The sequence below is a fragment of the Ferrovum myxofaciens genome (assembly GCF_013181415.1).
GTDB classification, from domain to species: domain Bacteria; phylum Pseudomonadota; class Gammaproteobacteria; order Burkholderiales; family Ferrovaceae; genus Ferrovum; species Ferrovum myxofaciens.
In genome coordinates, this window is sequence record NZ_CP053676.1 from 1,706,389 (window position 1) to 1,719,101 (window position 12,713).

15 protein-coding genes are annotated in these 12,713 nt (G+C 50.8%); 11 read left to right on the forward strand and 4 right to left on the reverse strand.

Annotated elements, in window-relative coordinates:
• The 11 genes from HO274_RS08345 (at position 1) to glmU (ending at position 9,258) form a co-directional block, all read left to right on the forward strand.
• Positions 1–864, forward strand: coding sequence for a hypothetical protein (locus HO274_RS08345; protein ID WP_273118686.1), 864 nt, complete (start codon positions 1–3; stop codon positions 862–864).
• Between the two features lie 151 nt (positions 865–1,015).
• On the forward strand, positions 1,016–1,372 hold the full coding sequence (locus HO274_RS08350) for an ATP synthase subunit I (protein ID WP_031596759.1): 357 nt from the start codon (positions 1,016–1,018) through the stop codon (positions 1,370–1,372).
• A 22-nt stretch (positions 1,373–1,394) separates the two neighbouring features.
• Positions 1,395–2,165 carry a F0F1 ATP synthase subunit A gene (gene atpB / locus HO274_RS08355; protein WP_031596760.1) on the forward strand — a complete coding sequence of 257 codons (771 nt, stop codon included), beginning with the start codon at positions 1,395–1,397 and terminating at the stop codon, positions 2,163–2,165.
• Between the two features lie 66 nt (positions 2,166–2,231).
• The gene (gene atpE / locus HO274_RS08360; protein WP_031596762.1) at positions 2,232–2,498 is read left to right on the forward strand and encodes a F0F1 ATP synthase subunit C; all 267 of its coding nucleotides are present in this window, start codon (positions 2,232–2,234) and stop codon (positions 2,496–2,498) included.
• A gap of 27 nt (positions 2,499–2,525) precedes the next feature.
• Complete coding sequence (locus tag HO274_RS08365) at positions 2,526–2,996, forward strand: F0F1 ATP synthase subunit B (protein ID WP_031596764.1); 471 nt, start codon at positions 2,526–2,528, stop codon at positions 2,994–2,996.
• A gap of 10 nt (positions 2,997–3,006) precedes the next feature.
• Positions 3,007–3,543: a F0F1 ATP synthase subunit delta gene (locus HO274_RS08370; RefSeq protein ID WP_273118691.1), complete on the forward strand. Its 537-nt coding sequence runs from the start codon at positions 3,007–3,009 to the stop codon at positions 3,541–3,543.
• A 49-nt stretch (positions 3,544–3,592) separates the two neighbouring features.
• Positions 3,593–5,134 carry a F0F1 ATP synthase subunit alpha gene (atpA, locus tag HO274_RS08375; RefSeq protein WP_273118694.1) on the forward strand — a complete coding sequence of 514 codons (1,542 nt, stop codon included), beginning with the start codon at positions 3,593–3,595 and terminating at the stop codon, positions 5,132–5,134.
• A 22-nt stretch (positions 5,135–5,156) separates the two neighbouring features.
• Positions 5,157–6,032 (forward strand): F0F1 ATP synthase subunit gamma, encoded by an 876-nt coding sequence (atpG, locus tag HO274_RS08380; protein WP_062187688.1) that lies wholly within the window; start codon positions 5,157–5,159, stop codon positions 6,030–6,032.
• 38 nt (positions 6,033–6,070) lie between these two features.
• Complete coding sequence (gene atpD / locus HO274_RS08385) at positions 6,071–7,450, forward strand: F0F1 ATP synthase subunit beta (RefSeq protein ID WP_031596771.1); 1,380 nt, start codon at positions 6,071–6,073, stop codon at positions 7,448–7,450.
• 12 nt (positions 7,451–7,462) lie between these two features.
• A complete protein-coding gene (locus HO274_RS08390; RefSeq protein ID WP_031596772.1) occupies positions 7,463–7,888 on the forward strand; it encodes a F0F1 ATP synthase subunit epsilon in 426 nt (141 codons plus the stop codon).
• A complete protein-coding gene (gene glmU, locus HO274_RS08395) occupies positions 7,885–9,258 on the forward strand; it encodes a bifunctional UDP-N-acetylglucosamine diphosphorylase/glucosamine-1-phosphate N-acetyltransferase GlmU (protein WP_420537403.1) in 1,374 nt (457 codons plus the stop codon). The genes HO274_RS08390 and glmU overlap by 4 nt, the downstream gene beginning before the upstream one ends.
• 19 nt (positions 9,259–9,277) lie before the next feature.
• Here glmU and HO274_RS08400 read toward each other — a convergent pair whose 3' ends face one another.
• From HO274_RS08400 to HO274_RS08415, 4 genes are all read right to left on the reverse strand, one after another.
• Positions 9,278–9,928 (reverse strand): thiol:disulfide interchange protein DsbA/DsbL, encoded by a 651-nt coding sequence (locus HO274_RS08400; RefSeq protein WP_035417250.1) that lies wholly within the window; start codon positions 9,926–9,928, stop codon positions 9,278–9,280.
• A gap of 23 nt (positions 9,929–9,951) precedes the next feature.
• Positions 9,952–10,647, reverse strand: coding sequence for an SPOR domain-containing protein (locus tag HO274_RS08405; RefSeq protein WP_273118699.1), 696 nt, complete (start codon positions 10,645–10,647; stop codon positions 9,952–9,954).
• Positions 10,648–10,721: 74 nt separating this feature from the next.
• Positions 10,722–12,506: an arginine--tRNA ligase gene (gene argS, locus HO274_RS08410; protein WP_273118702.1), complete on the reverse strand. Its 1,785-nt coding sequence runs from the start codon at positions 12,504–12,506 to the stop codon at positions 10,722–10,724.
• Positions 12,507–12,509: 3 nt separating this feature from the next.
• Positions 12,510–12,692, reverse strand: coding sequence for a rubredoxin (locus HO274_RS08415; RefSeq protein WP_031596780.1), 183 nt, complete (start codon positions 12,690–12,692; stop codon positions 12,510–12,512).
• Between the last annotated feature and the right edge of the window lie 21 nt (positions 12,693–12,713).

Below are 12,713 nucleotides of genomic sequence, written 5' to 3' on the forward strand. Positions count from 1 at the left end.
ATGGATTCCAAGGAACTCGTTGTGCGCAGTAAATTTATCATCACAGCAATCGTTTCACTGATTTTTTCAGGTTGTTCAACCGTATCCGTTCACGATCCGTTGACTATGAAGCAGAAAGATATTGCTCTGGTCTATTATTGCATTGAGTCGACGGCACAAATGAGTATATTGGATAAAACATTTACCAAAGAAATAAATAAAAAAAAGTTTGAAGAAGATCAAAAAGTATCACTTGGAGTTATTAACGATTATTTGAATAAGAATATAGTCAAATCACCTTACCTGGATATCAAGAAGTTGTCATCCTGCCAGGATCTGAGAAAACTACCAAATAATCCAAATTCTTTATATTTATCCATTACCTTGAGTAGTTATGGAAACTTAAATGATCGGTGGAAAAAAATATTTTTTGGCTCCGTATTAATAGAAAGCATCGTACAAGGAGTTGTTGTCAGTTCTGCAACCAAAAACCCTTGGCTAGGCCTTGCTGTTACCGTGGAGGAAATGGGGCGTGAGTACCTCACCTGGAGTGGCCTTGCCGTTGCAATGGCGGGGTTTGGTCAGGAGTACCTGGCCTGGAATGGCATGAATTGGTATATGGGAAAAACATATGCTCCTGTGACTTTGGAGGGTGAGTTGGTAACGTTAACCGACCAGCAAACAATCTGGAAAGATAGCTCATTCATCACGGATAATCCAGAGGAGTTAAAAAACATGAACAAGGACGAAAAAAACAACAAGGAAGTCCAGTTAAAAGCCAGTTTGCATCTGGCTGAAAAGGAGCTGATTTCATCTCTTAATACCTATTTAACCAAGGAAGTATTGAGAAACAAAATAACGGAAACCACTGGACAACACCCGTAACTTTATGATTTCACGAAATGACGGGGGTTATTTGTCAAGTGCCCTAAAAGAAAAGTTGGTTTCATGGAACCATACAGAAATCAGTAGAAAACACAGACATTGACAATAATCAAAGAGTCCCTTTATAATCCCGCTGTTTGCCGTGAACCGCATGATACATCCGAAAATTCGTAAGTTTATCCTCATACAACTCATGGTGTCTCTGGTTTTTGCATTGGGTTGCGGTATCAGTTGGGGGGAGGGAGCTGCAATTTCGGGTGGATTGGGGGGCAGTATTGGTGCGATCGCAAGTTTAGCCTATGCAATTCGTGCATCCCTTGTGAAAGGGAAAACGGCGGAGGAGTTGGTTCGCGCACAATATGCGGGGGAGCGTATTAAATTCATGACGACCGTAATACTGATGGTTGCAGTCGCCAAAAGTTATTCCTCCTTGCACTGGCTTGAGTTTTTATTGGGTTACATGGCCACACTGACCGTTTACTTTACGGCCTTGTTGTGGGAAAAATAATTTACAGAGTGTTCAGACCGTCATGACCGAAAGTGCTGCACCTTCCTCGAGTGAGTATATACATCACCATTTAACCAATCTGGTCATTGGCAAAGGATTTTGGTCCTTCGATATTGATACCCTGGTGACTTCTGCCGTGCTTGGGTTGATCGTATTTGGTTTTATGGCTTCAGTGGCCCGAAAGGCCACTTCGGGGGTTCCGGGGCGAACACAGGCTGCGGTGGAAATCCTTCTGGAAATGGTTCAAACCCAGGTCAGAGACACTTTTCATGGTGAAAGTGGAATCGTGGGACCGTTGGCATTAACCATCTTTGTTTGGGTTTTTTGTCTCAATGCCATGGATCTTTTGCCCGTGGATCTGGTTTCCCTGTTGATGAGTTCAGTGGGGGTAGGACATTGGAAAGCTGTACCAACCACGGATCCAAATCTGACATTTGCAATGTCCATTACCGTGTTTTTTTTGATTCTTTACTATAACTTCAAAATAAAGAAGTGCGGTGGATTCATGCGCGAGGTATTTACAGTGCCCTTCGGCGCTAAATTGGCCCCGTTCAATTTACTGTTTCGGCTCATTGAAGATTTGGCCAAGCCCGTATCCTTGGCTTTGCGGTTATTTGGAAATATGTATGCCGGTGAGATGGTCTTTATCCTGATCGCTCTTTTGCCGCCCTACCTTCAATGGGTACTGGGTGCTCCCTGGGCTATTTTTCATATTTTGATCATTACACTGCAAGCCTTTATTTTCATGATACTGACCATCATTTACCTTAGCATGGCCCATGAAAGTCATTAGTCATTAATTTAGTAGTACTTTTTTATTCACTGCAGTCATTTTAGTAGATTCATTCAAGGAGATAACATGGAACACCTCGCATCCCTGCTCGGCAGCACCGCTATCGCTGTATCCATTCTGATTGGCTGTGGTGCACTGGGAACCGCTATTGGCTTCGGTATTTTGGGCGGACGTTTTCTGGAAGGAGCCGCTCGTCAGCCGGAAATGATTCCGACCTTGCAGGTCAAGATGTTCATCGTGGCTGGCTTGTTGGATGCTGTGACCATGATCGGTGTGGGTATCGGCCTGTTCCTGCTTTTCGCCAACCCCTTTGTTCCGATGTTGAAAGGTTAATTCGGACAATTCAAAGGGAGTACAGGCATGAATATTAATGCCACATTGTTTGGTCAGGCCATCACATTTGCCATTCTGATCTGGTTCACGATGAAGTTCGTGTGGCCACCGGTGGTGGCTGCACTGGATGAGCGGTCCAAGAGAATCTCAGAGGGTCTGGAAGCCGCCGAGCGCGGAAGACAGGATTATGCCAAGGCGGAACTTCGTTCTCAAGATGCTTTGAATGAGGCAAAGGCCAGAGCCTCAGAAATCATTGCTCTGTCAGAGAAGCAAGCGCAGATCATCGTGCAACAGGCGCACGATGCGGCTGTGATTGAGGCAAATCGCGTCAAGGCGCAGGCGCAGGCAGAGGTGGAACAGGAAGTCATGCGTGCACGGGATTCTTTGCGTGACCGCGTGGCAGACCTCGCCGTGTCCGGAGCTGAGAAAATTCTGCGGCGCGAAATCAACGTGCAGGCCCACGCTGACTTGTTAACTGCCATTCAGGCAGAACTGTAAGGGAAGCGCCATGGCTGAAATTACCACCATCGCACGACCTTACGCAGAAGCCCTGTTCCGTCGCGCTCAGGAAACCGGGAAGGCCGCCCAATGGAGCGAGCATCTGGTCTGGTTGACTTCGCTGGTCGAGAATGAACAGTTTGCTGGCGTGATCAGTGATCCACGACTGACTCGAGAGCAATTGGTCCAATTCATTCTTGGTCTGAGCGGGACACCGCTGGATAGTGAAGCTCAAAATCTGCTGATTATCCTGGCTGAAAATCATCGATTGGGCGCCTTGCCTGCCATTGCTCGGCAATATGAAGGATTGCGTCATGAGCATGAAGGGATACTGGATGCACAGATTACTTCTGCCTATCCGTTGAATGAAGGACAGGTACAGCAACTGATGAGCCGCCTTGAGAAACGCCTTGGCAAAGAAGTCAGAGTTCATGTGGTCGTAGATTCTGCCCTTTTGGGAGGAATCTCTATCACCATAGGTGACCGCGTGATCGATGGTTCGGTGCGCGCCCGTTTGGAACAGATGGCGGTAGCCCTAAAACATTAAGTTAAGAAGGGTGCCGCAGGTGCGGCATTCCCATCAGGAGATCGAGAGCATGCAGTTGAATCCATCCGAAATCAGCGAATTGATCAAGGCGAAGATCCAGAATCTTCCCATCACTGCCGAAGCCCATACACAGGGCACGGTCGTATCTGTCACAGACGGAATCGTTCGGATCCATGGTCTGAATGACGTGATGCAGGGGGAGATGTTGGCCTTTCCGCAAAATACCTATGGTCTTGCCTTGAACCTTGAGCGAGATTCTGTGGGGGCGGTAATTCTGGGAGAATATGCGCACATTAGCGAAGGGAATACCGTCACCTGTACGGGACGCATTCTGGAAGTTCCCGTCGGTCCTGAATTGATTGGCCGGGTGGTGGATGCTCTGGGTAAACCGATCGATGGAAAAGGGGCAATTGAAGCCAAAGCCACTTCCCCCATTGAAAAAATTGCACCAGGTGTCATCGAGCGTCAATCAGTGACGCAACCCGTACAAACCGGATTAAAATCCATCGATTCCATGGTGCCCGTGGGCCGTGGACAACGGGAATTGATCATTGGTGACCGCCAAACTGGAAAAACAGCTGTGGCCATTGACACCATCATCAATCAGAAAGGTCAGAACATGACCTGCATTTATGTGGCCATAGGGCAGAAAGCCTCGTCCGTGGTCAACGTAGTGCGTAAACTGGAAGAGCACGGTGCGATGGCATACACCATCGTGGTGGCTGCGACGGCTTCAGAGTCAGCGGCCATGCAGTTCATAGCCCCCTATTCCGGATGTTCCATGGGTGAATATTTTCGCGATCGAGGCGAAGATGCGCTGATTATTTATGATGATCTGACCAAACAAGCTTGGGCCTATCGTCAAATCTCTCTGCTGTTGCGCCGGCCTCCAGGTCGTGAAGCTTATCCAGGGGATGTTTTTTATCTTCACTCTCGATTGCTGGAAAGAGCGGCACGGGTCAATCCGGACTATGTGGAACGGATGACCAAGGGTGAGGTTAAAGGCAAGACCGGATCATTGACTGCACTTCCGATCATTGAAACCCAGGCAGGAGACGTGACTGCCTTTGTACCCACCAACGTGATTTCCATCACCGATGGTCAGATCTTTCTGGAAACGGATTTGTTTAATGCCGGGATTCGTCCCGCTATCAATGCAGGTATTTCCGTGTCTCGGGTGGGGGGGGCAGCACAAACCAAGGTGATCAAAAAGTTGGGAGGCGGGATTCGTCTGGCATTGGCGCAGTATCGCGAACTTGCTGCATTCGCTCAGTTTGCATCCGACCTGGATGATACGACCCGCAAGCAACTCGAACGGGGGCGCATGGTAACGGAATTGATGAAACAGGCTCAATATGCAACCTTGTCGGTGGCTGAAATGGCCGTAACTTTGCATACCGTCAACAAAGGGCATTTTGATACGGTGGAAGTCAAACGCGCTCTGGCTTTTGAATCCAGTTTGATCGCTTTCCTGAAGAGCAAGTATCCCGCTATTATGGAAAAGATAGCGGCGACCAACGACCTCGATAAAGATAACGAGCAAGCCCTGGAAGCAGCGATCGAAGATTTCAAGAATACCGGCGTGTATTGAGCGGGACAAGGAGTACTGAATCATGGCGGGATCAAAAGAAATCCGGATAAAGATCAAAAGCGTACAAAATACGCGCAAGATCACCAAGGCCATGGAAATGGTGGCTGCCAGTAAAATGCGCAAAGCACAGGAGCGCATGCGGGCAGCCCGTCCTTACGGTGAAAAAATTCGTAAGGTAGCTTCCCATCTGGCACAAGCCCATGCCGAATACAAACATCCCTTCCTGGTAACCCGGGAAAATATTAAAAACGTGGGCGTCGTACTGGTAACCTCCGACAAAGGGTTATGCGGGGGATTAAACTCCAATCTATTACGTCACATGGTTAATTCCATGAAACAGTGGGAACTGGAAGGTGCAAAAATTCGTGCTGTTGCCTTGGGTAACAAGGGGCTAGGTTTTCTGAATCGAATTTCCGTTCCGGTTGTTGCTCATGCCGTTCAGTTGGGTGACATGCCCCATCTGGAAAGATTGATTGGTCCCCTTAAAGTTTTGCTGGATCAGTATGTGGCGGGCGAAGTGGATGCGGTATATCTGGCCTACAACCGTTTCGTCAATACCATGAAACAACAGACCGTTGTGGAACGGATTTTGCCCCTGCCGCAGGAAAAGATTGGCGATGAAACACGACAGGAAGCGGCGGCTTGGGATTATCTTTATGAACCCGATCCTCAGTCGGTGATCGATGAGTTGCTCATGCGTTATGTGGAAGCATTGGTCTATCAAGCCGTGGCCGAGAACATCGCCTCCGAGCAAAGTGCCCGGATGGTGGCCATGAAAGCGGCTTCTGATAATGCAGGCACGGTCATCAGTGAATTGCAATTGATTTATAACAAGTCCCGTCAGGCCGCCATTACCAAGGAACTGTCGGAAATCGTCGGTGGCGCGGCCGCCGTTTGACCCTATTAATTAATAGTACTCATCATTAGGACTCGCAAATGAACCAAGGAAAAATTGTCCAGTGTATCGGGGCGGTGATCGATGTTGAATTTCCCCGCGACCAAATGCCCGGCATCTATAATGCGCTTACCATGGAAGGAAGCGAGTTGACGCTGGAAGTCCAACAACAACTCGGTGATGGCGTAGTTCGGACGATTGCCTTGGGGTCTTCGGATGGCTTGCGTCGGGGCATGATGGTCAGCAATACAGGCAAACCGATTTCGGTTCCGGTTGGACCCAAAACTCTGGGTCGAATTATGGATGTATTGGGTCGTCCCATTGATGAAGCCGGTCCTGTGGAAGCTGAAACCACTGCTTCAATTCACCGGAAGGCTCCCAGTTATGAAGAATTGTCGCCAAGCCAGGAATTGCTGGAGACAGGAATCAAAGTGATTGATCTGATCTGTCCCTTTGCCAAAGGGGGTAAGGTCGGTTTGTTCGGTGGTGCCGGTGTGGGCAAAACCGTGAACATGATGGAGTTGATCAACAATATTGCTAAAGCACACGGCGGCTATTCAGTCTTCGCCGGCGTAGGGGAGCGGACCCGGGAAGGGAATGACTTTTACCATGAAATGAAGGATTCTAACGTTCTCGACAAGGTCGCACTGGTATATGGTCAGATGAATGAGCCACCAGGTAACCGCTTGCGCGTAGCATTGACAGGTTTGACCATGGCTGAATACTTCCGTGATGAAGGACGGGACGTATTGCTGTTCGTGGACAACATCTATCGCTTTACTCTGGCAGGAACGGAAGTGTCGGCCTTGTTGGGTCGGATGCCCTCAGCGGTGGGCTATCAGCCCACCTTGGCGGAAGAAATGGGGCGCCTGCAGGAACGAATCACCTCGACTAAAACCGGTTCCATCACTTCGGTTCAGGCCGTGTATGTGCCTGCGGATGACTTGACGGATCCATCGCCAGCAACGACCTTTTTGCACCTGGATTCCACCGTGGTTTTGTCGCGGGATATTGCTTCCCTGGGGATCTATCCGGCTGTGGATCCGTTGGATTCCACATCTCGTCAATTGGACCCTCTGGTGGTGGGAGAAGAGCATTACAACGTTGCTCGCTCGGTACAATCAACCTTGCAACGATATAAGGAATTACGTGACATCATTGCCATTCTGGGCATGGATGAACTGTCCCCGGAAGACAAGTTGGTGGTGGCGCGGGCGCGCAAGATTCAGCGCTTTCTTTCACAACCCTTCCATGTGGCTGAAGTCTTTACCGGAGCACCGGGTAAATACGTATCTTTGGCAGAAACCATCAAGGGTTTCAAGGGCATCGTCAACGGCGATTACGACAATTTGCCCGAACAGGCCTTCTACATGGTGGGTGGAATCGACGAAGCCATTGAAAAAGCCAAATCGATGCAATAAGAGGGAGTCATTATGGCCAATGTCATCCATGTGGATGTCGTCAGCGCAGAAGCTGAATTATTCTCCGGGGATGCGGAATTTGTATCACTCCCTGGGGAAGACGGGGAGTTGGGAATCTTCCCACGCCATACGCCATTGATTACGCGTATCAAACCCGGTACGGTCCGGGTCCGGGTGGCGGGTAGGAGTGAGGATGAAACTATTTTCGTAGCCGGTGGAATTTTGGAAGTACAACCGGATAGCGTGACTGTGTTGGCTGACACTGCCATTCGTGCCCATGATCTGGATGAAGCCAAGGCTTTCGAAGCGAAGCGTAATGCAGAAGAAGCCCTGCATAACAAGTCCAGCGATGTGGATTATGCCCGCGCCTCTGCCGAGTTAGCTACCGCCGTGGCACAATTGGCCGCCATCCAACGCATACGTAAGGATCATCACTGAACGCCCGTAACGCTCCGCTTTACATCGTTGTCCTGGCGGCTGGTCAGGGCAAGCGAATGAATTCCGCTTTACCCAAGGTTTTGCAACCCCTGGCGGCAAAACCATTACTGGCCCATGTACTTCAAGCTGCCCAAGTTCTCGACCCCGAGAAAGTCATTATTGTCTATGGACATGGGGGAGAAACCGTACGGGCCTGTTTTAAAGAGCGAGACTTGACCTGGGTCCATCAGGCAGAACAAAAAGGGACCGGCCATGCTCTTGCTCAGGTCTTGCCTCATCTGCCCGCACAGGGCATCGTTCTGGTGCTGTATGGGGATGTTCCCTTGCTTCAAACCCATACCCTCAAGCAACTGATTCAACCGGCGCAGGATTCGCTGGTTCTTCTGACCCAAGAGATTCAAGAGCCCAAGGGTTATGGGCGAATTTTGAGGGATGAGCAAGGACGGGTGATGGGCATCCGCGAAGAGAAGGATGCTTCACCCCAGGAAAAACAGATTCACGAGGTCAATACCGGCATCATGGCCATGCCCATTGCGCATATTTCCCCATGGCTTGATCAATTGACTTGCACCAATGCTCAGGGTGAGTATTACCTGACGGATATTGTCGCCAGTGCCGTGGCAGACGGAGTTTCTGTTCATACAGTTCAGCCCACCCATGATTGGGAAGCTTTGGGTATCAATGACAAGCGTCAACTTGCTCAACTTGAGGGTATTTGGCAACGACATCAGGCTGAAGGTCTTCTCAGCAAGGGGGTGACTCTTGCTGATCCAGATCGTTTGACCTTGCGGGGTACAGTATCCTGTGGTCGGGACGTCATGATCGATGTAGGGGTCATTCTGGAAGGGGATGTCATTCTGGAGGAGGGTGTTACCATTGGACCCTATTGCGTTCTCAAGAATTGCAGAATCGGAACAGGGACGGTGGTGCATGCTTATACTCACGTTGAGGGTGCCCAGTTGGGCCCAGGTAACCAGGTGGGTCCCTATGCTCGTATTCGTCCTGGAACCATCACGCAACAGGCTGTTCATCTGGGCAACTTCGTGGAAGTCAAGAATTGCACCATTGACCAGGCAACCAAAGCCAATCACCTGACTTATCTGGGGGATAGCACCATCGGTGCCCGAGTCAATGTCGGTGCAGGAACGATCACTTGTAATTACGATGGGGTCAGCAAACACCGTACCCAGATTGGAGATGATGTATTTATTGGTTCGGACACCCAATTCGTGGCCCCTGTTACGGTGGAAGCAGGCGCTACCATTGGTGCCGGTTCCACGATCGTGAGGACGGCGCCTGCCGACCAACTGACGCTGTCCCGTAGCAGACAACTAACGATTCCTCACTGGAAGCGTCCGCTCAAAAAGTAAACCGCTGAACGAGGCGTGCTCAGCGGTGTTTCTTGAGGGTAAGTTCCCGGGTAATCAATTCATTCAATACCGTAAACAGTGCTGCATTGCTGCCGGCCTGGGAAGGTGAAGTGGCGTACATGCCATCGACGATGAGGGTGGGCACACCGTCCACGCCATAACTCATGGCTTGCTGATCGCCCTGCTGAACCTTGGACTGAATGGCAAAGGAGCGGTAGAGCGCAGTGAATTGATTGCGATCGACTCCCTGTTTCTGGACCCAATCAAAGAGTTCGTCTTCAGAAAACAAGTTGATCTGTTGCTCGTGCAGGGCGGTAAACACCTTTTCCTGAAGGCGATTGGCCTCATGAAGGGCATCCAGAGCATAGTAGGCACGGGCCAGTACAGTCCACTGGGAATGTCCAAAGGTAACGGGAACGCGGCGAAAGATGACGCCAGCCGGGAGTTTGCGTGACCAGGGTTCGAGCAGAGGTGCTAGATGGGCACAGTGAGGACAGGCATAAGAGAAAAATTCCAATACCTCCACCGAGGAACCGGGCAAGGGTGCTTGGGAAACCACCTGGTAATCCTGTCCTGCGGTGGCGGCTTGAAGTTTGTCCGCCATGGAACCCGCCCATAGAAGGGCACCAGTGCTAGCCAAAAAACGACGACGGGAATGAGGCAAGAGCATGAGAAGAAACTCCTGAAAAAAGACTAATGGGGGATCAAGGAACTGTGACTGGTGGTGGTTTCTCGCAAAACCTGGGCTGGAACTCCATTATCCTTGAGGGATTTAATCAGGGTTCGAACCTCGTCCACAGAAGAAAATGGTCCAATTCTCACACGGTAGTAGAGAGGTTTCCCCTCGACTTGACCAGGTACGACCATGCTGTCTATGCCCAATAAAGCCAAGTTGGCCCGTTGGCTTTCTGCTTCGGAGGATTGAGCAAAAGCGCCAGTTTGAACGAAGTAGCGGACGGTCACGGGATGTTGCAAATCATCGCTCAAAGGCGAGGGCAGGGAAGTGGCTGGTGGAGAAAGGCTGGGGGAGGTCTGGGGGGGTTCTCCCGCGTCCAGCGGAGCGGGAGGAGTGACTTCTGTGGCCAGAGTGGGTGCAGAAGCGGTGGGTGAGGATGAACCCGACGTAACAGTGGAACCGGCTTCATTCTCTCCGGTCACTGGAGAGGGAATCAGAATTCCTCGTTTGGTGAGATCGGATCCGGAAGGTTTCTCCGGTGTAGGGGCAGGGTGGGGAGGGGTATTACGGGAAGTGATGGGGGATGCAAGTTGGCTGATGTACAGTGCCACTCCTGCCGCCAGCAGTACACCCCCTGCAAGTCCTGCCATGCTCCCGATAAAAAAAGAACCGCCTGATTTTTTTTCAGGTTTCTGGTTAGGTTTCTCAGCCACAAGATACTCCAGATAGGGATTCCTGCCTGAGAAGATGATAGCAGAATCCATGGAATGAAAAGAAGGACTTCATTTTACATTCGATCTGGCGCAGAGACACCCAACAGGCTCAAACCATCCCGCACCACAATTCCGATGGCGCTCAGCAGGGCCATGCGCGCATGTATCTGAACGGGTTCCCCTTCCAAAAAAGGGACCTGATTATAGTAGGCATGGAATTCAGCAGAAAGATCACGCAAGTAAAATGCAACAAGATGGGGTGCAAAGTCGGCGGCGGCCTGTTCCAATAGTGCGGGATAAGCGTACAAAATTTGCAAAATGCGTGTTTCTTCTTCATGAATCAATGGGTGCAACGCGCTGTTGACCAGTATGCCCGGATCTCCCCCCCAGCGTTCCAGAACCCTCTGGATACGGGCATGGGCATACTGAATGTAATACACCGGGTTGTCCTGTGACTGGGAAGTCGCCAGATCCAGATCAAAATCCAGATGCTGATCGGATTTGCGCAAAATGTAAAATAAACGGGCCGCATCCCGACCTACCTCGGTACGCAATTCTCGTAATGTGACGAATTGCCCCTTGCGGGTGGACATTTGAGCCTTTTCACCCTGACGAAACAGGCTGACGAATTGAACCAAGGGCACGGATAGGCGAGAGTCATCGTAACCCAAAGCCTTCAGGGCTGCCCGGACCCGGGGAATATAACCGTGATGGTCGGCGCCCCAGATATCCACGATGAGATCATAACCCCGTTCAAATTTACCGGCATGGTAGGCAATATCTGAAGCAAAATAAGTATAGAGTCCGTTTTCCCGTTGAACGACTCGATCTTTTTCGTCGCCAAAGGCTGATGAGCGAAACCAGCGGGCGCCCTTTTCGGTATAGAGGTGCCCGGCATTTTCCAAACGGGATACGACGAGGGCTACGGCACCCGAATCAAAGAGTGATTGCTCGGAGAACCATTCATCGAAGATGACCCCGAACTCTTCGAGATCCTCACGACAATCGTCCAATTGTTCGGTCAGCACGAAATGGTGCAGTGCCAAGTAAGTTGGCCCCAGAAGTTCCTTCGCAGCAGCAATCAGAGCGTCCATGTGGTGCTCTTCTTCTTCGGGCGAAATGACAATCAGGTCATCGGTATGCGGGAGCCTCAAGGTGGACAATAGAGATTCTTCGCTGACGACTAGGCCTGAAAATCGTTGTGCCGTTTCCCGTGCCATGGTCTCCACATAGTTACCCTGATATCCGTTATTGGGAAAGGGCAGGGATTTTAATTTACCGGATTGCTGGAGGGCGCGTAACCAGGTGGAGACCGTCAGGATATCCATTTGACGGCCGGCATCGTTGACGTAGTATTCCCGCTGGACCTGGTAACCTGCCTTGCATAACAGATTGGCCACCGAGGCGCCATAGGCAGCCCCACGACCGTGACCAACGTGGAGTGGGCCGGTAGGATTGCTGGAGACGAATTCCACCTGTACGCGTCGTCCCGATCCCTTTTGAGAGGAGCCGAAAATGGGGCCATGACGCAGAATCTCATGCACGACTTCTTGGCGCGCCTGTGCCGTCAAAAAAATATTGATGAAGCCGGGTCCCGCCAATTCAACGCGATCGATGAGAGAGGAGGAAGGCAGCGCCGCGATCAATTGAGCGGCAACTTCCCGAGGGGGCTGACGCAACCCCTTGGCAAGTTGGAGGGCGACGGGGGAAGCAAAATCTCCATGCGTGCTTTGACGGGGTCGCTCCAGAACCGGAGGGAGCGTGGGGGGGGAGGAAATTTTCTGGACCGCAGCGGTGAGCAGGGCGCAGAGGCGGGCTTCAAGGGATTCTTCGGAAGTTGTTAGAGGACTGGAAGACATGACTCAAATTTCAATCAATTCAAAATCTTCCTTGCGTGCCCCGCACTCTGGGCAGACCCAGTTCATGGGGACATCCGCCCAGCGTGTTCCAGGAACGATACCTTCCTCGGGGGCCCCCAATTCTTCGTCGTAAATATAGCCACAAATCAGGCACAGCCAGGTTTTATAACCTTGTTCAGAATCCATGAGTGTCTCGAATACGTTAGA